The 21,112-nt window shown below is 58.3% G+C and carries 21 protein-coding genes, 4 tRNA genes and 1 riboswitch; of the genes, 16 read left to right on the forward strand and 9 right to left on the reverse strand.

Translation table 11 applies throughout. From position 1 onward, the window contains the following. Positions 1-30 precede the first annotated feature (30 nt). On the reverse strand, positions 31-540 hold the full coding sequence (locus GIW28_RS14130; RefSeq protein ID WP_003233516.1) for a 6,7-dimethyl-8-ribityllumazine synthase: 510 nt from the start codon (positions 538-540) through the stop codon (positions 31-33). 114 nt (positions 541-654) lie between these two features. Beyond that, positions 655-824, reverse strand: a riboswitch (FMN riboswitch). Positions 825-1,006: 182 nt separating this feature from the next. On the opposite strand from GIW28_RS14130, the gene ltaE reads away from it, so the two are divergent. From ltaE to mgtE, 8 genes are all read left to right on the forward strand, one after another. Next, positions 1,007-2,011 (forward strand): low-specificity L-threonine aldolase, encoded by a 1,005-nt coding sequence (ltaE, locus tag GIW28_RS14135; protein WP_017138419.1) that lies wholly within the window; start codon positions 1,007-1,009, stop codon positions 2,009-2,011. Between the two features lie 146 nt (positions 2,012-2,157). Then, on the forward strand, positions 2,158-4,776 hold the full coding sequence (gene alaS, locus GIW28_RS14140; protein ID WP_138450939.1) for an alanine--tRNA ligase: 2,619 nt from the start codon (positions 2,158-2,160) through the stop codon (positions 4,774-4,776). Positions 4,777-4,873: 97 nt separating this feature from the next. Continuing rightward, positions 4,874-6,115: an aspartate kinase gene (locus GIW28_RS14145; RefSeq protein ID WP_017138417.1), complete on the forward strand. Its 1,242-nt coding sequence runs from the start codon at positions 4,874-4,876 to the stop codon at positions 6,113-6,115. A gap of 174 nt (positions 6,116-6,289) precedes the next feature. Beyond that, on the forward strand, positions 6,290-6,478 hold the full coding sequence (csrA, locus tag GIW28_RS14150) for a carbon storage regulator CsrA (RefSeq protein WP_003175645.1): 189 nt from the start codon (positions 6,290-6,292) through the stop codon (positions 6,476-6,478). 62 nt (positions 6,479-6,540) lie between these two features. Beyond that, positions 6,541-6,631: transfer RNA gene (locus tag GIW28_RS14155), tRNA-Ser, on the forward strand. A 108-nt stretch (positions 6,632-6,739) separates the two neighbouring features. Then, positions 6,740-6,816, forward strand: a tRNA-Arg gene (locus GIW28_RS14160). A 72-nt stretch (positions 6,817-6,888) separates the two neighbouring features. Next, positions 6,889-6,965 (forward strand) — tRNA-Arg (locus GIW28_RS14165). A gap of 339 nt (positions 6,966-7,304) precedes the next feature. Further along, on the forward strand, positions 7,305-8,747 hold the full coding sequence (mgtE, locus tag GIW28_RS14170; protein WP_017138415.1) for a magnesium transporter: 1,443 nt from the start codon (positions 7,305-7,307) through the stop codon (positions 8,745-8,747). Between the two features lie 123 nt (positions 8,748-8,870). Here the strand turns inward: mgtE and GIW28_RS14175 are convergent, their stop codons facing one another. The 3 genes from GIW28_RS14175 to GIW28_RS14185 form a co-directional block, all read right to left on the reverse strand. Further along, positions 8,871-9,197 (reverse strand): Arc family DNA-binding protein, encoded by a 327-nt coding sequence (locus tag GIW28_RS14175; RefSeq protein ID WP_003193592.1) that lies wholly within the window; start codon positions 9,195-9,197, stop codon positions 8,871-8,873. A gap of 392 nt (positions 9,198-9,589) precedes the next feature. Continuing rightward, the gene (locus GIW28_RS14180) at positions 9,590-9,769 is read right to left on the reverse strand and encodes a PA3371 family protein (protein WP_236447859.1); all 180 of its coding nucleotides are present in this window, start codon (positions 9,767-9,769) and stop codon (positions 9,590-9,592) included. 11 nt (positions 9,770-9,780) lie between these two features. After that, positions 9,781-10,008, reverse strand: coding sequence for a hypothetical protein (locus GIW28_RS14185; protein WP_099548206.1), 228 nt, complete (start codon positions 10,006-10,008; stop codon positions 9,781-9,783). Between the two features lie 324 nt (positions 10,009-10,332). Here GIW28_RS14185 and GIW28_RS14190 point away from each other — a divergent pair. Together GIW28_RS14190 and GIW28_RS14195 are read left to right on the forward strand one after the other, a co-directional pair. Continuing rightward, a tRNA-Arg gene (locus GIW28_RS14190) sits at positions 10,333-10,409 on the forward strand. A 282-nt stretch (positions 10,410-10,691) separates the two neighbouring features. Beyond that, positions 10,692-12,083 carry an MFS transporter gene (locus tag GIW28_RS14195; protein WP_017138393.1) on the forward strand — a complete coding sequence of 464 codons (1,392 nt, stop codon included), beginning with the start codon at positions 10,692-10,694 and terminating at the stop codon, positions 12,081-12,083. 61 nt (positions 12,084-12,144) lie between these two features. Here GIW28_RS14195 and GIW28_RS14200 read toward each other — a convergent pair whose 3' ends face one another. The 4 genes from GIW28_RS14200 to flgA form a co-directional block, all read right to left on the reverse strand. Continuing rightward, a complete protein-coding gene (locus GIW28_RS14200) occupies positions 12,145-12,894 on the reverse strand; it encodes a flagellar brake protein (RefSeq protein ID WP_017138392.1) in 750 nt (249 codons plus the stop codon). 96 nt (positions 12,895-12,990) lie between these two features. Then, the gene (locus tag GIW28_RS14205) at positions 12,991-13,461 is read right to left on the reverse strand and encodes a flagella synthesis protein FlgN (protein ID WP_017138391.1); all 471 of its coding nucleotides are present in this window, start codon (positions 13,459-13,461) and stop codon (positions 12,991-12,993) included. A 48-nt stretch (positions 13,462-13,509) separates the two neighbouring features. Beyond that, a complete protein-coding gene (gene flgM / locus GIW28_RS14210; protein ID WP_017138390.1) occupies positions 13,510-13,836 on the reverse strand; it encodes a flagellar biosynthesis anti-sigma factor FlgM in 327 nt (108 codons plus the stop codon). A gap of 159 nt (positions 13,837-13,995) precedes the next feature. Next, the gene (gene flgA, locus GIW28_RS14215) at positions 13,996-14,754 is read right to left on the reverse strand and encodes a flagellar basal body P-ring formation chaperone FlgA (RefSeq protein ID WP_026013793.1); all 759 of its coding nucleotides are present in this window, start codon (positions 14,752-14,754) and stop codon (positions 13,996-13,998) included. Positions 14,755-14,849: 95 nt separating this feature from the next. On the opposite strand from flgA, the gene GIW28_RS14220 reads away from it, so the two are divergent. Then, positions 14,850-15,782 (forward strand): chemotaxis protein CheV, encoded by a 933-nt coding sequence (locus tag GIW28_RS14220; RefSeq protein ID WP_017138388.1) that lies wholly within the window; start codon positions 14,850-14,852, stop codon positions 15,780-15,782. A gap of 44 nt (positions 15,783-15,826) precedes the next feature. Then, positions 15,827-16,654 carry a protein-glutamate O-methyltransferase CheR gene (gene cheR, locus GIW28_RS14225; protein ID WP_017138387.1) on the forward strand — a complete coding sequence of 276 codons (828 nt, stop codon included), beginning with the start codon at positions 15,827-15,829 and terminating at the stop codon, positions 16,652-16,654. An 89-nt stretch (positions 16,655-16,743) separates the two neighbouring features. Here the strand turns inward: cheR and GIW28_RS14230 are convergent, their stop codons facing one another. Then, a complete protein-coding gene (locus tag GIW28_RS14230; protein WP_170039839.1) occupies positions 16,744-17,523 on the reverse strand; it encodes a hypothetical protein in 780 nt (259 codons plus the stop codon). A gap of 325 nt (positions 17,524-17,848) precedes the next feature. Here GIW28_RS14230 and flgB point away from each other — a divergent pair, with 325 nt between their 5' ends. From flgB to flgE, 4 genes are read left to right on the forward strand one after another with little or no spacing between them, the layout of a single operon-like run. Continuing rightward, on the forward strand, positions 17,849-18,256 hold the full coding sequence (flgB, locus tag GIW28_RS14235; protein WP_003214246.1) for a flagellar basal body rod protein FlgB: 408 nt from the start codon (positions 17,849-17,851) through the stop codon (positions 18,254-18,256). 3 nt (positions 18,257-18,259) lie between these two features. Then, positions 18,260-18,712: a flagellar basal body rod protein FlgC gene (flgC, locus tag GIW28_RS14240; RefSeq protein WP_017138385.1), complete on the forward strand. Its 453-nt coding sequence runs from the start codon at positions 18,260-18,262 to the stop codon at positions 18,710-18,712. A 16-nt stretch (positions 18,713-18,728) separates the two neighbouring features. Then, a complete protein-coding gene (gene flgD / locus GIW28_RS14245; protein WP_017138384.1) occupies positions 18,729-19,460 on the forward strand; it encodes a flagellar hook assembly protein FlgD in 732 nt (243 codons plus the stop codon). 31 nt (positions 19,461-19,491) lie between these two features. Continuing rightward, positions 19,492-20,802 (forward strand): flagellar hook protein FlgE, encoded by a 1,311-nt coding sequence (gene flgE / locus GIW28_RS14250; RefSeq protein WP_017138383.1) that lies wholly within the window; start codon positions 19,492-19,494, stop codon positions 20,800-20,802. The last annotated feature ends 310 nt before the right edge of the window (positions 20,803-21,112 follow it).

Here is a 21,112-nt window from a genome sequence, read left to right on the forward strand (position 1 = left end):
CGGCTCTGAGGCCGGGTTTTTTGGTGTTGCTTAAACGGCTACAGCACGCGGCTCGCTGCGGCGGATCGCACGCACCTTGTGCAGCGTGTCGGCGCACGTGCGCGCGGCTTCCTGGCCCTTGTGTACGAAGTGCTCGTAGAAGAAGGTGTGGTGCTCGCTGCCCGCGTGGAAGTGATGCGGGGTCAGGGATACGGAGAACACCGGCACTTCGGTTTCCAGCTGCACCTGCATCAGGCCACTGACCACCGATTGGGCGACGAATTCGTGGCGGTAGATGCCACCGTCCACCACCAATGCCGCGGCGACGATGCCGGCGTAACGGCCGGTCTTGGCCAGCAGCTTGGCGTGCAGGGGCATTTCGAAGGCGCCGCCGACTTCGAAGAAATCGATGTCCGATTCCTGGTAGCCCTGGGCGATCATTTCGGCGAGGAAGCCTTTGCGCGATTGGTCGACAATATCCTTGTGCCAGCAGGCCTGGATAAACGCGACGCGCTCGCCGTGGTGGTTTTTGCTTTTGCTGTCGATTGCGGTGGGTTGCATGTTCTGACTCCTGTTTAAGAAAAAAACAGGGCGTTATGAATCGAATGGGATTTCAAGGGTACGAACAGCGGCATCATGCAGGCATGAGTTCAGCGCGCGGCCCTTGGGTGCCAATCCCGTTCTCTCTTCATCCGGACTATGACCGTCGGCCCCGGGATCACACCGGGTCTGCTGACCTTGTCGCCGTCCTGCGTGAGCAGTTCGAGGCGCCAAGCGCTCGCGGGCTATGCACATTGCGTGCAATTACCGCCGGTGGGGAATTGCACCCCGCCCTGAGAACGTTGCCGCCAGAACCCTGGCGGCGGAGAGTTTTTAACATGCTTTTTCAGAAACTGCACGATCGCCGTATCGATAACCTATATCGGTTTGTTTGGTTGGTATTCGATTGAATGCACGTGGGGCTTGATATTGCGTGGCTTTGCCCGCAGTAATCGTCAATACGACAACCCTATTCAGAGGCCCCCGGATGACCGTCATAGACCTGCGCAGCGACACCGTGACCCAACCCACCGCCGGCATGCTCGACGCGATGGCCACTGCCGTCAGCGGTGATGACGTCTACGGCGAAGACCCGAGCGTCAACCATCTGGAAGCCGAACTGGCCAAGCGCCTGGGCTTCGCTGCCGCGCTGTTCGTGCCCACCGGCACCATGAGCAACCTGCTTGCCTTGATGGCCCACTGTGAGCGTGGCGAGGAATACATCGTCGGCCAGCAGGCCCACACCTACAAATACGAAGGCGGTGGCGCGGCGGTGCTTGGCTCGATCCAGCCGCAGCCGTTGGAGGTGCAAGCCGACGGTTCGCTGGACCTGGACCACGTACTGGCGGCGATCAAGCCCGATGATTTCCACTTCGCCCGCACCCGCCTGTTGGCGTTGGAAAACACCATGCAGGGCAAAGTGCTGCCGCTGGCGTACCTGGCGAAAGCGCGGGCGTTTACCCGTGAACATGGCCTGGCCTTGCACTTGGACGGCGCGCGACTCTACAACGCGGCGGTGAAGCTCGGTGTGGATGCGCGGGAGATTGCCCAGCATTTCGACTCGGTGTCGGTCTGCCTGTCCAAAGGGTTGGGCGCGCCGATCGGCTCGGTGCTGTGCGGCTCCACTGCGCTGATCGCCAAGGCGCGGCGTCTGCGCAAGATGGTCGGTGGCGGCATGCGCCAGGCCGGCTCGCTGGCGGCGGCGGGCTTGTATGCCCTGGATCATCAGGTGCAACGTCTGGCGGATGACCACGCCAACGCCCAATGGCTGGGCGATGCACTGCGCGACGCCGGCTTTGAAGTGGAGCCGGTGCAAACCAACATGGTGTACGTGCAGATTGGCGATCAGGCCCAGGCGCTGAAGGCCTTTGCCGCCGAACGCGGGATCAAGTTGAGCGCCGCGCCGCGTCTGCGCATGGTCACTCACCTGGATGTCAGCCGAGTGCAGATGGAGCAGGTGGTGCAGACATTTGTCGAGTTTTCCCGAAAATGATCGTGCAGACCGTCTAATTGACTGTTTCTATCGCATAAACACGCTGTACCACCGGCAAAGGGCCGATATAATGCGGCCCTTTGCCGTCGCTCCGTCTGATGATGTTGCGCACTGGCCTTTGGCCGCAGACTCCGTGGAAGAACCTAATGAAAAGCGCAGAAATCCGTGAAGCCTTCCTTCGCTTCTTCGAAGAGCAAGGCCACACCCGTGTAGCCTCCAGCTCCTTGATCCCAGGCAATGACCCAACCCTGCTGTTCACCAACGCGGGGATGAACCAGTTCAAGGACTGCTTCCTGGGCCAGGAAAAGCGCGCTTACACCCGCGCCACCAGCAGCCAGAAGTGCGTACGCGCCGGCGGCAAGAACAGCGACCTGGAAAACGTCGGCTACACCGCTCGCCACCACACCTTCTTCGAGATGCTGGGTAACTTCAGCTTCGGCGACTATTTCAAGAAAGATGCGATTACCTTCGCCTGGACCTTCCTGACCGGCGTGTTGAAGCTGCCCAAGGAAAAGCTCTGGGTCACGGTCTACGCGACCGACGACGAAGCCTATGACATCTGGACCCAGCAAATCGGTGTGCCCGTCGAGCGCATGATTCGCATCGGCGACAACAAGGGCGCGCCTTACGCGTCCGACAACTTCTGGACCATGGGCGATACCGGCCCGTGCGGCCCGTGCACCGAGATTTTCTATGATCACGGCGCCGATATCTGGGGCGGCCCACCGGGCTCGCCGGAAGAAGACGGCGACCGTTACATCGAGATCTGGAACAACGTTTTCATGCAGTTCAACCGCACCGCCGATGGCGTGTTGCATCCGCTGCCGGCGCCGTCGGTGGACACCGGCATGGGCCTGGAGCGGATCAGTGCGGTGATGCAGCACGTGCATTCCAACTACGAAATCGACCTGTTCACCAACCTGCTGAGCGCGTCGGCGGCCGCCATTGGCTGCGCCAATGACAACCAGTCTTCGCTCAAGGTAGTGTCGGACCACATCCGTTCGTGCGGCTTCCTGATCGCCGACGGTGTGCTGCCGTCCAACGAGGGCCGCGGCTATGTGCTGCGCCGCATCATTCGACGCGCTTGCCGTCACGGTAACAAGCTGGGCGCCACCGGCAGCTTCTTCTACAAGATCGTGGCCGCGCTGGTCGCCGAGATGGGCGATGCCTTCCCGGAACTCAAGCAGCAGCAGGCCAACATAGAGCGCGTGCTCAAGGCTGAAGAAGAGCAGTTCTCCAAGACCCTGGAGCACGGCCTGAAGATCCTCGAGCAGGACCTGGCTGAACTTAAAGGCACCGTGGTGCCGGGCGATGTAGTGTTCAAGTTGTATGACACCTACGGTTTTCCGATGGACCTGACCGCCGACATCGCCCGTGAGCGCGAGCTGACCATCGATGAGGCGGGTTTTGAGCGTGAGATGGAAGCCCAGCGCGTGCGTGCCCGTTCCGCCAGCTCCTTTGGCCTGGACTACAACACCCTGGTCAAGGTTGACGTGCCCACCGAGTTCACCGGTTACGCGGCGACCGTTGGCGCGGCCAAGATCGTGGCCATCTACAAAGATGGCAAGTCGGTCGACGTATTGAGCGAAGGCGACGAAGCGGTGGTGGTCCTCGACCAGACGCCGTTCTACGCCGAATCCGGTGGCCAGGTGGGTGACTGTGGTTTCCTGAGCTCGACCTCCGGGCGTTTTGAAGTGCGTGACACCACCAAGACCGGCGGCGCGTTCCTGCACCACGGTGTGCTGGTGTTGGGCAACCTGACGGTCGGTGCGCCGGTCGACACTCAAGTCGATGCCGACGTGCGGCATGCAACTGCTTTGAACCATTCTGCCACTCACTTGCTGCACGCTGCGTTGCGCCAAGTGCTGGGTGAGCATGTGCAGCAGAAGGGTTCGTTGGTCGATAGCCAGCGCCTGCGTTTCGACTTCAGCCACTTTGAAGCGATCAAGCCTGAGCAGATCAAGGCGCTGGAAGATATCGTCAACGCCGAGATTCGCAAGAATACCCCGGTTGAAACCGAAGAAACCGACATTGAAACCGCCAAGAAGAAAGGCGCCATGGCGCTGTTTGGCGAGAAGTACGGCGACGAAGTGCGCGTACTGAGCATGGGCGGCAGCTTCTCGGTGGAACTGTGTGGCGGTATCCACGCTAACCGTACGGGCGATATCGGCCTGTTGAAAATCATCAGCGAAGGCGGCGTGGCCTCTGGTGTACGGCGTATTGAAGCGGTCACCGGTGCTGCGGCCCTGGCTTACCTCAATGCGGCTGAAGAACAACTCAAGGAAGCGGCCGGCCTGGTCAAGGGCAGCCGCGACAACCTGATCGATAAGCTGTCGGCCGTGCTGGAGCGCAACCGCGCACTGGAAAAACAGCTGGAGCAGTTGCAAGCCAAGGCGGCGAGCGCAGCGGGCGACGATCTGTCGGCCTCCGCGCTGGACGTCAAGGGCGTGAAAGTACTGGCTGTGCGCCTGGACGGCCAGGACGGCAAGGCGCTGTTGGCCTTGGTCGATCAGTTGAAGAACAAGCTCGGCCGCGCAGTGATCCTGCTCGGCGGTGTCCATGAGGAAAAGGTCGTTCTGGTTGCCGGTGTAACCAAAGACCTGACTGGCCAACTCAAGGCCGGTGATTTGATGAAGCAAGCCGCTGCGGCAGTGGGCGGGAAGGGCGGTGGTCGTCCGGACATGGCGCAAGGCGGTGGTGTAGACGCAGGCTCCCTGGACGCGGCCCTGGCCCTGACCGTGCCGTTTGTCGAGGCCGGCATTTAAGGCACTGTTAATGAGCCCATGGTCTAGTCATGGGCTCGTTTGGGTGCTGGACGATTTGTTTATTGGGCGCCCCTTTACGGGCTGAGGCGGCTTAGAAATGGCTTTGATCGTACAGAAATTTGGAGGCACCTCGGTCGGCTCTGTCGAAAGAATCGAGCAGGTCGCCGACAAGGTTAAGAAATTCCGCGACGCCGGCGATGACCTGGTGGTGGTGCTGTCGGCCATGAGCGGCGAAACCAATCGCCTGATCGATCTGGCCAAGGCAATCAGTGGTGACCAACAGCCGCTGCCGCGTGAGCTGGATGTGATCGTGTCCACCGGTGAGCAGGTAACCATTGCCTTGCTGGCCATGGCACTGAACAAGCGTGGTGTGCCGGCAGTGTCCTACACGGGCAGCCAGGTGCGCATCCTCACCGACAGCGCGCATACCAAGGCACGCATCCTGCAGATTGACGATCAGAAAATCCGCACAGATCTGAAAGCCGGCCGCGTGGTAGTTGTAGCAGGCTTCCAGGGTGTGGACGAGCAGGGCAACATCACCACCCTCGGGCGTGGTGGTTCGGATACCACCGGCGTGGCGCTGGCAGCGGCGCTCAAGGCCGATGAATGTCAGATCTATACTGACGTGGACGGCGTGTACACCACCGACCCACGTGTGGTGTCCGTGGCCCAGCGCCTGGACAAGATCACCTTTGAAGAGATGCTGGAAATGGCCAGTCTCGGTTCCAAGGTGTTGCAGATCCGCGCGGTGGAGTTCGCCGGCAAGTACAACGTTCCGCTGCGCGTATTGCACAGCTTCAAAGAGGGTCCGGGCACCCTCATTACTATTGATGAAGAGGAATCCATGGAACAGCCGATCATTTCCGGCATCGCTTTCAACCGCGATGAAGCCAAGCTGACGATCCGTGGCGTGCCAGACACCCCGGGCGTGGCGTTCAAGATCCTCGGCCCTATCAGTGGCGCGAACATTGAAGTCGACATGATCGTGCAGAACGTTTCGCACGATAACACCACCGATTTCACCTTCACTGTGCACCGCAACGAGTACGATGCTGCCGAGCGTATCCTGCAGAACACCGCGAGCGAGATTGGCGCCCGTGAAGTGGTCGGGGATACCAAGATTGCCAAGGTGTCGATCGTGGGCGTGGGCATGCGTTCCCATGCCGGCGTTGCCAGCCGCATGTTCGAGGCGTTGGCCAAGGAAAGCATCAACATCCAGATGATCTCCACCTCGGAAATCAAAGTCTCGGTGGTGATCGAAGAGAAGTACCTGGAGCTGGCAGTGCGCGCACTGCACACCGCTTTTGAGCTGGACGCTCCGGCCCGACCGGGCGAGTGATGCGATACCAGGAAGGCGCGGTATACCGCGCCTTTCATTTTTTGTGGAACGCATGGTCTTTTGCGTGCGCTCGACAATACTTAGGTCGTTAGGGCTATGGCCATCAGGTTGTAGGTCGAACGCCTTTTTTTTGCAGACTGTTGTTCCTGAACTGAAATGCGTGAGGTGAAAGCTATGCTGATTCTGACTCGTCGGTGCGCAGAAAGCCTGATTATCGGTGATGGCGAAATCACCGTGACCGTGCTCGGCGTCAAAGGCAATCAAGTACGTATCGGGGTTAACGCTCCGAAAGAGGTAGCTGTCCACCGCGAGGAAATCTACCTGCGGATCAAGAAAGAGAAGGACGAAGAACCAAGCCTTTAATTTTTATCGTTTTTTATGTTTGCAAACGGGGATGAACGTGGTTAATATACGCCCCGTGTTGCGGAGAGCTGGCCGAGTGGCCGAAGGCGCTCCCCTGCTAAGGGAGTACACCTCAAAAGGGTGTCGGGGGTTCGAATCCCCCGTTCTCCGCCATTATTTGCTTAGTACGTTGCAATCTGGTTTTTTCGCTAAGTTGTTGAAATTAAACGAAAAAATAGCTTTACATAGAGATTGAACGGCCTATAATGCGCGGCAACAAATGCACTCGTAGCTCAGCTGGATAGAGTACTCGGCTACGAACCGAGCGGTCACAGGTTCGAATCCTGTCGAGTGCACCATTTAAGAGTCAGTTGCAGCAATGCAGGTGACTTGGCTTCAACCAGTTGTGATCTGGTCTAAAAACACAATCTGCACTCGTAGCTCAGCTGGATAGAGTACTCGGCTACGAACCGAGCGGTCACAGGTTCGAATCCTGTCGAGTGCACCATACAAACAAAAAGCCCGCCTAGTGCGGGCTTTTTGCCGTCTGGGGTTTGTGTAGGATTTCAACTCTTTCTCCTGTCTCATGTGTTTTCCTTTCGGGCTGTGTCGTCGCAGTTCATAGATGCAGCCAATGCTCAGCTTTGGCTCGCAAGCGCTTGTTCTTTCCAGTTTTTTAACGTTTAAAGCGCGCGCAGCGTGTATCATTGCGCCCGTCAGCCCCGCCGGGGCTTGTGGAATACCTCCATGGACTTACCCAGTAGTTGCTCAGTACCCCGTTTTACCAATCATGAATTGACTGATTGATCCTTCCGGCGTGCCCCGCTGCTGGGAGTGGAGTTCGCCTATGACCGAAGTAGAAGTAAAGAAAACACAAGACAGCCTGCAGGATCGCCTGGCTCAAGTCATCGAGCTGCTGCAGCGTCAGCGCGTGGTCGAAGACCTCACGCACCGCCAGGAAGGTCCGCACCACGACCGCGTCGAAAACCTGGTTCACCGGCAAAACCTCGTTGAGCTGCAACGCAAGCTCGATGATCTGCACTCCGCCGACGTCGCTTATATTCTTGAAGCCTTGCCACTCGATGATCGACTGACCCTGTGGCAGTTGGTCAAGGCTGACCGCGACGGCGACATCCTCCTTGAAGTATCCGACTCGGTCCGTGAAACCCTGATCGCCGACATGGACGATCACGAGCTCCTGGCCGCTGCCAAGGAGATGGACGCCGACGAACTGGCTGACCTGGCGCCTGAGCTGCCGCGTGATGTTGTCCATGAGTTGATGGAGGCCCTCGACAGCCAGCAGCGTGAGCGTGTGCGCTCCGCGTTGTCTTATGACGAGGATCAGGTCGGCGCATTGATGGACTTCGAGATGGTCACCATCCGCGAAGACGTCAGCCTGGAAGTGGTCTTGCGTTACCTGCGTCGGCTCAAAGAGCTGCCTGGCCATACTGACAAACTGTTCGTGGTCGACTACGAAGGCATTCTCAAGGGCGTGTTGCCGATCAAGCGCCTGCTGGTCAATGATCCGGAAAAGAAAGTAGCGGATCTGATGGCCAGCGATACGGTGAGTTTTCACCCGGATGAAGACGCCTACGAGGCTGCCCAGGCATTTGAGCGTTATGACTTGATCTCGGCGCCTGTGGTCGACAAGAACGGCAAGCTGATTGGCCGTTTGACTATCGATGAAATGGTCGACCTGATTCGTGAAGAGAGTGAAACCGAAGTCCTCAACATGGCGGGTCTGCGTGAAGAGGAAGATATTTTTGCGTCAGTCTGGCGCTCCCTGCATAACCGTTGGGCGTGGCTTGCGATCAACCTGATCACGGCGTTCATCGCTTCGCGCGTGATCGGGTTGTTCGAAGGTTCCATCGAGAAGCTTGTCGCCCTCGCGGCGCTGATGCCGATCGTGGCAGGTATTGGGGGTAACTCCGGTAACCAGACCATCACCATGATTGTGCGTGCCATGGCACTGGACCAGGTGAGTACGGCCAACTCCTCGCGCCTGTTGCGCAAAGAATTGGCCGTGGGCCTGATCAATGGCTTGGTGTGGGGCGGGGTGATCGGCGTGGTGGCCTACTTGCTGTATGGCAGTTGGTCGCTGGGCGTGGTGATGACGGCTGCCATGACCCTCAACCTGCTGTTGGCGGCGTTGATGGGCGTGTTGATCCCCATGACACTGGCACGCCTGGGGCGCGACCCGGCCATGGGTGCCAGTGTGATGATCACGGCCATGACTGACAGCGGTGGCTTCTTCATCTTCCTGGGCCTGGCGACGATCTTTCTGCTCTGATCCCCTGTGGGGGCGGGCTTGCTAGCAAATGCAAGCTCGCTCCCACACAAGCCCTCTGCGGTGCCCTCAAATTTCACGCAAAAAAAAGCCAGCATAGCGCTGGCTTCGGCTTTCAGTTGCAGATCAATTGGCTTCTGCGGCCGCCTCAACGTCGTGCGCGATAAGCGAGACGAGAGCATTTTGCTGGCGGTGGGAGAGCTGACGAAAACGCTGCAGCAGTTCGCGTTCGTGCAGTGACAGCTCAGGGCTGTCCAGGCGCATGCTCAACTCTTCGCCCAACGCACCTTCCTGAATAAGGCTCTGCTCCAGGCGCGCGATGATTTCGGAGTTCATGCTGCGGTGATGATTGCGAGCCACCTCGGCAATGCGTTCCCGCATTCCGTCTGGCAGACGTACGACGAACTTGTCAGCCGTACGGCTGGAATAAATTGCCTGTTTCAATGGGCGCATATATTTAACCGGTTAGTTCAGGGGAGCGGTTTTTGGAATTGGCCGCAAGATGAGTGTTAAGACAAGGCTCACGACCAAAGTTCAACCCGAATTGCAAAGAGGCCGCATCATGCCTCAGATTTGACATTTCCTTGGCGTCAATTCTGTGACAAATATTGAACTGACTAAAGGCTTAATGCCAGCACTCATTTGCATTTTTGCGGACTGGTTGGAAAACTTTTCAACGCGTCATTCCTCTGGGGAACTTCCCGTAAGTCCAGGCTCGCGCAGGGATTGAGGCCGCATATCCTAAAGCAAAGTGGCCTTTTGCCCTTATCTTTAAGACTAGTGGCAATTTGCCGATTTGCTAGGGCGGGGCGACATAAGGTCGAGGGAGGGAGATGGTGCAGAGATTACCGCAAAACGGGGTCGAATTTGATTTTGCGGCCCATGAAAAGCGTCAGCACAAGCAGGCTCATGAACACGCCGGCTGCGACCATTGCAGCAGTTTGTCCATCTTCAGAGGTGGCGCCCAGGCCCAGGAGGCCAGTGGCGACAGTCAGGCACAAAAACAGCCAGGCGGATTTGCTCATGAATGGCGTCCTTAGAAAACCCAATGTTCGGATGCCGGTGCAGTCTGGGTGCCTTGGGTCAGGCGTACCGGCGATTGCGCGTTGGGCGTCATCACCGCCAATTGCGGGCGTTGTTGCAGATGGTGCGGCACGGCCTGGCTAAGTTGCGCAGGATCATTACTGCCGGTGGATTGGAAATGAAACATCACCAGTGCAGCCAAGGCTATGGTGTTGAGGGCTAACAGAAGGGCACTGTTCATGGTCATGTTCTCCGCTAAACGCCGTGGCTGGATGGGTTTGTAGGAGAAGTATTGCAGGTCCCGTGCCAATCTATTATTTCATTAAAATCAATGACTTGAGTCTACTTTAAAGTGGCGTCGGGTTGCAATTTGCAATGATGGCATTTTGGGGTAGTGCATTTTGCACGACAGCATCCAGGCCCCGTGGCTGCGGGGCAACGCGGGCCTCGGTCGAAAAGGATCGGCCTACACTCAAAAAGCCCACGGACGACATGACAAAACCCACCTTGGCCGTTAACATGCACGCCGTCCGTCGCTGTGCCCCGTGCCCGATGGCTGTCATTTGTCCCAGTAGCTCAATTGGATAGAGCATCCCCCTCCTAAGGGGAAGGTTGGCCGTTCGAACCGGCCCTGGGACACCATCTTCAAAAGCCCTGCACAGGTTGTCCTGGCAGGGCTTTTTTGTGCGTGCCTGCAACACCGGTCGAACCTTGCCGCCTGTCAGGGTTCACAGCAGGTGCGCAGTGTGTTTCTCGTCGCTTTTGTACGTTGCATATGTACCTTGCATGCGGCCAGGCAGCGTCTGAACGATTAAGCAAAATATTCCCCGGAAAACGGCCCGCTGCGTCTGTCCGCTCCCGGCAACCCCGGACTATCATGCTGATAGCCCTGTCCCTCACTGCAAGGAGCCGCTCGGAACGCCGATGCGCCAGATCTGGAAATCTTTTCGAGCCCTTTATTTCGCCTCCTTGATGATGTTGATCGGGTCCGGCCTGCTCAGCACTTACCTTGCCTTGCGTCTGGCAGCCGACCACGTCGACAGCCTGTGGGTGGGGGCGCTGATGGCGGCCAACTACTTCGGCCTGGTGCTGGGCGGCAAGATCGGGCATCGCCTGATTGCCCGCGTCGGGCATATTCGCGCGTATGCCACCTGTGCCGGGATTGTCGGCGCGGCGGTGTTGGGCCACGGCCTCATCAACTGGCTGCCGGCCTGGATTGTGCTGCGGATGATCGTGGGCCTGGGGATGATGTGCCAGTACATGGTTATCGAAAGCTGGCTCAATGAGCAGGCGGACGCCAAGCAGCGTGGCGTGGTATTCAGCGGCTATATGATCGCCTCCTACCTTGGGCTGGTATTGGGTCAGTTGATTCTGGTCATGCACCCGCAGCTTGGCCTCGAATTGCTCATGCTGGTGGCGCTGTGCTTTGCCTTATGCCTGGTGCCGGTGGCCATGACCCGACGCATTCACCCGGCGCCTCTGCACCCTGCACCTATGGAGCCACGCTTCTTTATCAAGCGTGTGCCGCAGTCGCTGAGTACGGTGCTGGGCGCGGGGCTGATCGTTGGCTCGTTCTACGGCCTGGCGCCGTTGTATGCCTCGCAGCAAGGCTTGAGCACCGAGCAGGTCGGTCTGTTTATGGGTAGCTGCATCTTTGCCGGTCTGTTGGTGCAGTGGCCATTGGGTTGGTTGTCGGACCGCTATGATCGTGCCTTGCTGATTCGCTGCTTTGCCTTGTGCCTGGCGGTGGCGGCGTTGCCATTGGCCGTGATGACCCAAGTGCCGCTGGAAGTGCTGTTCGTGGCTGGCTTCCTGTGTTCGCTGGTGCAGTTCTGCCTGTATCCGTTGGCTGTGGCGTTCTCCAATGACCATGTGGAAGGTGATCGCCGCGTGTCGCTGACGGCCATGTTGCTGGTGACCTACGGCATCGGCGCGAGTGTCGGGCCGCTGTTGGCGGGTGTGGTGATGAAGCTGTTCGGCAGCCACATGCTGTACGCCTTTTTCAGCCTGTGTGCATTGGTCCTGGTGTGGCGGATCCGGCCGAAGGCGGTGACTAACCTGCATCAGGTGGACGATGCGCCGCTGCATCACGTGGCGATGCCCGACAGCATGTCCAGCTCGCCGCTGGTGGCCTGCCTTGACCCGCGGGTGGATGAAGCGGTGGTGCAGGAGCAAATGCAGAGCGTGGTGCCCGACCCGGAACCTGAAATCGAAACTGACCCGCAACAACCCGCGGATGAACCGGCTTTTGAAGGGCCGCCGGAGCCTCTGGGGCCGGACGAGCATCCCCACGACTTGAGCAGGGCACGCCCCTGAAAGCAAAAACGGGCAGATCCCATCAGGATCTGCCCGTTTTTATTCATACGGCCTTTAAGGCTTAAAGGTCGTCGTCTTTGTCAAAGCGCCGCGCTTCACGCTGCAACTGATACACAAAACGTTCAACCTGGCGCTGAACCAAGCCGCTCATGTTATGGAAGCGCACGCCGGCGAAGGTGGTGTTGATCTTGTCTTCGACGTGCAGGTAACGCAGCTCCACCGAGGTGGTCATGCTGCCAAAGGGCAGGGCGGCGATAAAGCGGTCATAGACCTGGCCCAGCTGCAGGCGATCGGAAATGTCGCCTTCAAAACGCAGCTTGCAGCCGGTGGCGGAGATGTCCAGCAGTTTGCCGCTGATCGGTGCCTTGAGCTTTTCGCCACCCAGCTCGATGCTTACCAGTTGGGCCAGCTTCAACGCTGCCCGAAAGGCATTGCGACGCTGATGGTAGACCACCTCGTCGGGCATGCTGCCGGTGTAGATGCGGTGGCCGCCTTTTTCACTGATGGTCAGTGTGCCGTTGCTTTCCCAGGCGACACGCACACCGTCATGGAAACCTTCAATGCGGAACGGTTCGCCGTTCTCAAGGTAGCGTTCACCGTCGCGGGGGATCATTTCGTCCAAGGCGAGCGTTTTGCTGTCCCGATCTATATCCACCAGATAGCTTTGGAACCGCTGGCTGCGTTCATGGAAAGTGATGATCAGCGGGTCATGGCTTTCTTGCAGCATTCGCAACGTGCTGGCGATTTCCAGAGGCGTGGTGAGCACCTTGGGTGGCTGCGGAGCATCTTCCGCATTAAGGGCGTTGAACACGGTTCTTCCATCTCCAGACAAAATACGACTACACGCAAGAACCGGCATTTTGCCAGCATGTAGCGCGCCTTGGATAGGGCGCGCTGTAAACCGGTGTCAGGCTTGGCTGCGGGTGCTTGGCTTGACCAGGCGCGAGGTCGACCCTTGGGCGTTGTACAGCGCCGGAGGCTCTCCGCCGTGGAGTATGCGCAACTGGTTGGCGGTCGTAGCCTGCTGCAGCTGGATCGACTGGCCGTTGAGCAGGTTGGCTTCCTGGCACTGGGCCAGCAATTGATTGAGTGCGGTGCTCTGCGCCAGCAACTGATCGCCTACCGAGGAGTGGCTGGCCAGTTGTGCCAGGCCGTCATGATCAGCCGGCAGGCCCAGGCTGATGAGAATTTCGCTGCGCTTCTTGCCATGCTGCTCCAGCAGCACGATCAGCGACTGTTTGCGCGCCAGGATTTCTTCCAGCAAGCGCATATCCCGGCCATAGAGGGCCAGGGATTCTTCTTTGAGCAGCTCGAGCAGAAGTTGCGTCGGCGCCAGATCATCAATGATCAGTTCAAGCAGATGTTCGTCGTGGTGCATGGCTGGCCTTGGGTTTTAAGCGTCCAAAAGCCCTGCGCAGGCCTTTGCCTAGCGCTCGGCTTCGAAGTTAAGCAGCTTGCTGGCGACACGGTTGCTGTCGACTTTATAGCTGCCATCAGCGATTGCCTGTTTCAATTCGGCCACACGGGCTTTATTGACAACGGGTTGATCGCGCAGCGAGTCAGTGACCTTCTGCAACTGTTGAGCCTCATTGCTCAGGTGTACCGATTCCCCGCTCTGGCTGGCGCTGGCCTGTTCTGCCTTGGCGGCAGGTGCTGGCTGGGACTTGGCTTCTACGCCGTCCTTTGCCCCGCTGGTGCGCGTATTGCCCGGCAAAGCCTGGGTGTTATTTAAACGACTGAAATCAATGACCATGTTAAAAAAACCTCTGGGTATTTGGACGCTTGCCATGTTTTCGGCCATACCCGGACAAACTTTAGGCCCGATTGACAATAAACCTGTACAGGTCGACATCCCACGCACAGTGTAGGAAAACCTGGGGTTTCACACCAGTGATCTCACAGCGGTGATCTTCTATAGCGCCACCTCAACCTGGCCCGGCGCGGTCACCTGCGCCTTGATCACACGGTTGGAATTGAGGTTCTTGACCCGGATCTGCTCGCTCATCCCGCCGTTGGACAGCGCCTCCCCCGGCATTTTTACCATCAGCCCGCCGCTGCTGGCGGAAATCACCACCTGGTCGCCCTTGCGAATCACCTCAGCCTGTTCCAGATGCACCAGCGTAATGACCTGGTCGGTGACCATTGGTCGGGTCAGTTTCTGCCCGATCGCTTGGTCCACAGCGGTGAGGTAGCCCTGATTGATCAGGCTGATGTCGCGTTCGCGCAGGGCCACGTCTTCAAAACCAATGATGCCGGTGCGTTTGAGCGGGCGTGTGACCACAACCACATCGCGGAACAGTTTGACCTGCGCCGGCACAAACACGGTCCAGGGTGAGGCGCCCTCGCAGCGCACTTTTACCGTCACGCGGCCGATGGGCTGGGCCGGGCTTTCGAGGCTGGCCGTCAATTCCTTGTCGCACATAGGCATGCGCAGGCGCGGGTCCAGTTGGTTGACCTGGATTTCGTAACGCCCCGGCGTTTGGGTGGTCGCCAGATAATCTTCTACAGTGAACTCAAGAAAGCCTTGGGTGACGCCGATAAGGAGATCAGGCAAGGTGACATTATCTGCGCGAGCCGTGGTGCCCGAGCCCAAGGCAAGCAAAGCCATCGTTGCGCAGAGCAATCTGCGATACCGTGGGATGCGTCGGAAAACTGTCGTTTTAAGGTTCATAGACCAATAAATAGCAAAGCCCGTGCCGTTTAGTGTTGGGTGAGCGTCGTTGCCCTTGTAGGTATAGCCAAAGGTTTTAGCGTAGGAGTCAAGGCATGGCAGGAGTAATGGACTCAGTAAACCAGCGCACACAGCTGGTAGGGCAGAATCGCCTGGAACTGTTGCTTTTCCGCCTGGACGGCAAGCAGCTGTACGGCATCAATGTGTTTAAAGTGCGGGAAGTGCTGCAGTGCCCCAAGCTGACCATATTGCCTAAATCCAGCCCGGTGGTCTGCGGCGTAGCGAATATCCGAGGCGCGACCATCCCGATTCTCGACCTGGCCATGGCCACCGGTTCCTCGGGGTTGCAGGACCGCGAAAGCCCCTTTGTGATCATCACCGAATACAACACCAAGACCCAGGGTTTCCTGGTGCGCTCGGTGGAACGCATCGTCAACATGAACTGGGAGGAGATCCATCCGCCGCCCAAGGGCACCGGGCGCGATCACTACCTCACGGCGGTGACGCGGGTCGACAACCAGTTGGTCGAAATCATCGACGTGGAAAAGATCCTCGCCGAAGTCGCACCCACCTCGGAAACCATTTCGGTTGGCGTGGTAGACGCCGAAACCGCACACAAGGCGGTGTCGCTGCGTGTGCTGACGGTGGATGACTCCTCGGTGGCGCGCAAGCAAGTCAGCCGCTGCCTGCAAACGGTCGGCGTGGAAGTGGTGGCCTTGAACGATGGTCGCCAAGCCCTGGATTACCTGCGCAAGCTGGTGGACGAAGGCAAGAAGCCGGAAGAAGAGTTCCTGATGATGATCTCCGACATTGAAATGCCGGAAATGGACGGCTATACCCTCACGGCCGAGATACGTAACGATCCACGCATGCAAAAATTGCATATCATCCTGCATACTTCATTGTCGGGCGTATTCAATCAGGCGATGGTCAAGAAGGTCGGTGCTGATGACTTCCTGGCCAAATTCCGCCCTGATGACCTGGCATCCCGGGTAGTCGACCGGATCAAGGCAGCAGATCACGGCTAGGGGGATTTCCTCCTGGCGGTCACACGATTTAAGAGGCGGTATCATTGTCTACGGGTAATTTGGATTTCGAACAGTTCCGGGTCTTCCTGGAAAAAGCCTGTGGCATATTGCTCGGTGAAAACAAGCAGTACCTGGTATCCAGCCGTCTCAATAAACTGATGGAGCAGCAGGGCATCAAGTCGCTGGGTGAGTTGGTGCAGCGCATCCAGGGCCAGCCGCGCAGTGGGCTTAAGGAAATGGTGGTGGATGCCATGACCACCAACGAAACCTTGTGGTTTCGTGATACTTACCCCTTTGAAGTGCTCAAGAACAAAGTGCTGCCGGAGGCCATCAAGGCCAGTCCGGGCCAGCGCCTGCGCATCTGGTCGGCCGCTTGTTCTTCGGGGCAGGAACCGTACTCGATCTCGATGTCCATCGATGAGTTCGAGCGTACGAACATGGGCCAATTGAAGGCCGGTGCGCAAATTGTCGCCACCGACCTGTCCGGCACCATGCTCACCAACTGCAAGACCGGCGAGTACGACAGCCTGGCCCTGGGCCGCGGTTTGTCCCAGGAACGCTTGCAACGTTTCTTCGACCCCAAAGGGGCAGGACGCTGGGCGGTCAAGGCGCCGATCAAGAGCCGGGTGGAATTTCGCTCGTTCAACCTGCTCGACAGCTATGCCAGCCTGGGCAAGTTCGACATGGTGTTCTGCCGCAATGTGTTGATCTACTTCTCGGCAGAGGTGAAGAAAGACATCCTGTTGCGCATTCACGGTACGCTCAAGCGTGGTGGTTATTTGTTCCTGGGTGCATCCGAAGCGCTCAACGGCTTGCCGGATCATTACCAGATGGTGCAGTGCAGCCCCGGGATCATTTATCAGGCCAAATAAAGGTGGCTTGAGCATAAAAAAAACGGGAAGCCCCGCAAAGGCTTCCCGTTTTTCATGCGCGCCAAGCGCCAGTTTTTTACGGGCGGTGGTCAGGGTTTGGGTGTCATTCGGATATTGCCCAAGAATAGAAGATGGTTCCTGCTGGGGATGGTCTCGTTGAAAATACCCAAATGCACGGTGCCGGTACTGCTTGCGGTAAATGTCCCGGTTCCGGTTTGTGTTGATGCGTTGGTTATGTTTTGTACGTTGGCGCCGATTCGGCTGCCGTTAACCGTCAGGTACAGCGTCGAGCCATCTCCGGCGGCTGTACCACCCAGGACGTCAAAGCTGACATCGTAGATGCGCCCAGCGATGACCGATACGGGTTGGGTGATGATGTGAGCCTTGGTTACCTGGCTGCTGGGCAGGTCAACGACCACGCTGCCGTTGACGATGTGCAGCACCCTGCCTGCATAAACTGACTGAGGTACCCAGCCCTGGAAGGTGCCATCGGCGAAATCCCACACTGTGCCAGGAACAGGCACAACGATGCCGCCGGCATCGATGGACACGGTTGCGTTCGGCGCAAAGTACACGTCGCTGCCACGTCGAACGCGTAGTATTAAAACAACATTGGTGCCTGACTTACCGACAATGATTGAACGGTGAGTCAAAAAGTTGAGCCCGGCCTCGTCTTTCTCCACCTCAAAGCTCAGGTTGTACGTTCTGCCTCTTTCGCCGATCAAATTTGCGTTGACGAAATCACCCTGCTTGACGGCAAAGGGGCAAAACAATTCAACCGCATTGCCGATCAGCAGTCTGGTCGAGAGGTTTGGAATGGGTAGCGCGTTGTCCTGCAGGACGAATCTGAGGGGGGGAATAGTCAGCATGGTGTGCCTCTGCTTTATGCATGTAGGGGGTCACCCGATGAGGCACGCAAAGACGTAGGCGCAACAACTGTCAGAAATGACAGTGCAGACGAGCGGTCAAGGTATCTGGCGCACTGGGGCAGCCTGTTGAAGGATTGCCACCGGGTGTAAAAGCGGCAACCGCCATTGCCGCTTTACTGGCGCCACGCGGAAGCCCATTGCCGCTTTTCTGGCATTGCCGCCGGCAAACCTTGCGCAAACCCTTGTAATACGGGCCTTCGGCGAATTGGCATGGGCCTTGCTATAACCCAGATACGAAAAGCAGGTCAGCCTAAAGGTTTCCGCCATGAGCATCAGCTTCGATAAAGCGCTCGGTATCCACGAACAAGCCCTGGGCTTTCGCGCCCAACGTGCCGAAGTCCTGGCCAACAACATTGCCAACGCCGACACCCCGAACTACAAGGCTCGGGATTTGGATTTTTCCGCCGTGCTCGCCGCACAGCAGGACAAGACCAAGAACGGCACCTTTGCCTTGAACATGACCAACAGCCGTCATATCGAAGCGCAAGGCCTGGGCAATGGTGACGAGTCGCTGCTGTATCGCACGCCGATGCAGCCGTCGATCGACCAGAACACCGTCGACGCCCAGCTGGAGCAATCGGCCTACGCCGAGAACTCGGTGAACTTTCAGGCCAGCTTCACCCTGCTTAACAGCAAATTCAAAGGGCTGATGTCAGCCCTGCGCGGAGAGTAAGCCATGTCCCTCGCCAGTGTTTTCAATATTGCCGGCAGTGGCATGAGCGCGCAGACCACGCGTTTGAACACCGTCGCCAGTAACATCGCCAACGCCGAGACCGTGTCTTCGAGCATTGACCAGACCTACCGCGCCCGTCACCCGGTGTTCGCCACCATGTTCCAGGGCGGCCAGGCCGGCCAGAGCGGCAGCGGTGATTCGCTGTTCCAGAACCAGGATGCGGCGGGCCAAGGCGTGCAGGTGCTCGGCGTGGTCGAAGACCAGAGCAACCTGGAAGCCCGCTACGAGCCTAACCATCCGGCCGCGAACGAAAAGGGTTACGTGTACTACCCCAACGTCAACGTGGTCGAGGAAATGGCCGACATGATTTCCGCCAGCCGCTCGTTCCAGACCAACGCGGAAATGATGAACACCGCCAAAACCATGATGCAGAAGGTCCTGACCCTGGGTCAGTGATAAGGGGCGCCAAATAATGGCCATTGTTGATACCACTTCTACACCCAACACGGCGGTTCAGGACCTGTTCAACTCCAAGGTCAAGACTGCCACAGACAACAGCGGCCTTGATGGTGCCGCCAAGGCGGCCACGGGCAACCAGGCGCTGGGCAAGGATGCGTTCCTGCAACTGCTGGTGACCCAGCTGAAAAACCAGAATCCGCTGTCGCCTCAGGACAACGGCGCGTTCGTGGCGCAGCTGGCGCAGTTCAGCAGCCTGGAAGGCATCAACACCCTGAACGACTCGGTGAATGCGATCTCCAGCAACTTCAGCTCTTCGCAAGCGTTGCAGGCCTCGTCACTGGTTGGGCGTTCGATCATCACCCAGACCGACAAGGCCATGGTTGATACCAGCAAGAGCATGACCGGCTCGGTGGCGGTGACGGCAGCGACAGGCAACGTCTCGGTAAAAATCACCGACAAAGACGGCAACGTGGTGCGCACTATCGACATGGGCGCCCAAAGCGCCGGCAATTCAAGCTTTATATGGGATGGCAAGAACGACAAAGGTGAAGTCGCCCCCGCCGGCACTTATACCTTCGCGGCCAGCACCAAGAATGACAAAGGCGACTCGGTTGCCCTGTTGACGTCGCTGCCGGCAACGGTCACCAGCGTGACGTTGAGCAAGACCGGCGGCGAAATGCTGCTCAACCTTGCAGGCGGCATGGGCAGCGTCAAGCTGTCGCAAATTCAGACTATCGGTACATAGAGCCGGCTAAATACGGCAGAAGGAGAGAAACATGTCTTTTAACATCGGCCTTAGCGGCCTCTATGCGGCCAACAAACAACTGGACGTGACGGGCAACAACATTGCCAACGTTGCGACCACCGGTTTCAAATCGTCCCGTGCGGAGTTTTCCGACATCTACGCGGCGTCCAAACTGGGCACTGGCCAGAACAGTGTCGGCAGCGGCGTGAACCTGGCGGCGGTGTCCCAGCAATTCACCCAAGGTGACGTCAACAACACCGGCGGCTTGCTGGACATGGCGATCCAGGGCGGTGGCTTCTTCGTGCAGAAGGGCAGTGACGGTTCGCTGGAATACACCCGCAGCGGCACCTTCCGTTCGGACAAAGACGGCTACATCACCAACAACACCGGCACCTCGCGCCTGCAAGGCTACGCCGCGGACGCCGATGGCAACATCATCAAGGGCGCGCTGACCGACCTGCAATTGAACCTGTCGAACCTGCCGCCCAAGGCGTCCACCAAAGTGGACTCCACCAGTAACCTGAACTCTTCCTCGCCGGTGATTGATCAGGCGGCGCACCCGTTCGATCCAACCGAGTCCAGCTCGTTCAGTACCCAGTACAACACTACGCTGTACGACACTCAGGGTAACGCGCACCCGATGGTGCAGTACCTGGTCAAAACGGATTCCAATACCTGGAAGTCCTACACCCTGATCGACGGCCGTAACCCAGACGGTTCGGCGCCTACCGGCACAGGCTCGACGCCACCGGTGGCATCGACGTTGAGCTTTGACGGTGCCGGCAAGCTCACCGGGATTGTCACCGGGGGCACCTCCAGCACTACCTTGCAGCTGACTGGCTGGGTGCCGGGTACAGTGACCAATGGCGTGTGGACCAAAAACGGCGCGAATGCCAACCCTGGCGGTATTGCCATCAACATGGGCAACATCACCCAGTACAACTCGGCCACCTACCGTAACCCACCGGTCACCGATGGCTATGCCACCGGCCAGATCACCGGTCTGAATATCGACGGTAACGGCGTGCTGTTCGCCACCTTCAGCAACCAGCAGAGCAAGGCCATCGGTCAGCTCTCCCTGGCCAGCTTTAACAACGAGCAGGGTCTGCAGCCGTCGGGTGGCACCACTTGGAAAGAGACCTTCGCCTCGGGCCAGCCGGGTTATGACGCCCCGCAATCCGGCACCTTGGGTTCGATCGTGTCCAAGTCCCTGGAAAACTCCAACGTCAACCTGACCAACGAGCTGGTGGACCTGATCAAGGCCCAGAGCAACTACCAGGCGAACGCCAAGACCATCTCCACCCAGAGCACCATCATGCAGACCATTATTCAGATGACCTGATGCGGTTGGCCTGACACTGCTGTGAATGAAAGCCCCTCTAGCGAGGGGCTTTTTTTTGCCTGCTATTTGGATCAGCAACCATTCCCACCCTTTGCTCAATTGCGAGCTGACAGGCCTTTGTGGAACCGACCTCGCCGTTCTTTCCACTTATCGGACTTAAAGGTGCTGGATCTTAGGGGGCGGGGTATGTGGAATTTGTCGGTGTCTGGCCCTGGGGCTGGAAGTGTGCGTTATGACGTCAGTGGCGGGGGGCAAAACGCGGTGGGGGGGGAGCTCTCCTCCCCCTATACCACCGGCGGCTCCCCACTGG

The organism is Pseudomonas sp. PA-5-4B (genome assembly GCF_021606215.1).
Lineage (GTDB): Bacteria > Pseudomonadota > Gammaproteobacteria > Pseudomonadales > Pseudomonadaceae > Aquipseudomonas > Aquipseudomonas edaphica.

Coding starts and splice junctions, on each gene's coding strand:
- GIW28_RS14130 (WP_003233516.1), bottom strand. CDS start 540: ATGCAACCCACCGCAATCGACAGCAAAAGCAAAAACCACCACGGCGAG.
- ltaE (WP_017138419.1), top strand. CDS start 1,007: ATGACCGTCATAGACCTGCGCAGCGACACCGTGACCCAACCCACCGCC.
- alaS (WP_138450939.1), top strand. CDS start 2,158: ATGAAAAGCGCAGAAATCCGTGAAGCCTTCCTTCGCTTCTTCGAAGAG.
- GIW28_RS14145 (WP_017138417.1), top strand. CDS start 4,874: ATGGCTTTGATCGTACAGAAATTTGGAGGCACCTCGGTCGGCTCTGTC.
- csrA (WP_003175645.1), top strand. CDS start 6,290: ATGCTGATTCTGACTCGTCGGTGCGCAGAAAGCCTGATTATCGGTGAT.
- mgtE (WP_017138415.1), top strand. CDS start 7,305: ATGACCGAAGTAGAAGTAAAGAAAACACAAGACAGCCTGCAGGATCGC.
- GIW28_RS14175 (WP_003193592.1), bottom strand. CDS start 9,197: ATGCGCCCATTGAAACAGGCAATTTATTCCAGCCGTACGGCTGACAAG.
- GIW28_RS14180 (WP_236447859.1), bottom strand. CDS start 9,769: ATGAGCAAATCCGCCTGGCTGTTTTTGTGCCTGACTGTCGCCACTGGC.
- GIW28_RS14185 (WP_099548206.1), bottom strand. CDS start 10,008: ATGAACAGTGCCCTTCTGTTAGCCCTCAACACCATAGCCTTGGCTGCA.
- GIW28_RS14195 (WP_017138393.1), top strand. CDS start 10,692: ATGCGCCAGATCTGGAAATCTTTTCGAGCCCTTTATTTCGCCTCCTTG.
- GIW28_RS14205 (WP_017138391.1), bottom strand. CDS start 13,461: ATGCACCACGACGAACATCTGCTTGAACTGATCATTGATGATCTGGCG.
- flgM (WP_017138390.1), bottom strand. CDS start 13,836: ATGGTCATTGATTTCAGTCGTTTAAATAACACCCAGGCTTTGCCGGGC.
- flgA (WP_026013793.1), bottom strand. CDS start 14,754: ATGAACCTTAAAACGACAGTTTTCCGACGCATCCCACGGTATCGCAGA.
- GIW28_RS14220 (WP_017138388.1), top strand. CDS start 14,850: ATGGCAGGAGTAATGGACTCAGTAAACCAGCGCACACAGCTGGTAGGG.
- GIW28_RS14230 (WP_170039839.1), bottom strand. CDS start 17,523: ATGCTGACTATTCCCCCCCTCAGATTCGTCCTGCAGGACAACGCGCTA.
- flgB (WP_003214246.1), top strand. CDS start 17,849: ATGAGCATCAGCTTCGATAAAGCGCTCGGTATCCACGAACAAGCCCTG.
- flgC (WP_017138385.1), top strand. CDS start 18,260: ATGTCCCTCGCCAGTGTTTTCAATATTGCCGGCAGTGGCATGAGCGCG.
- flgD (WP_017138384.1), top strand. CDS start 18,729: ATGGCCATTGTTGATACCACTTCTACACCCAACACGGCGGTTCAGGAC.
- flgE (WP_017138383.1), top strand. CDS start 19,492: ATGTCTTTTAACATCGGCCTTAGCGGCCTCTATGCGGCCAACAAACAA.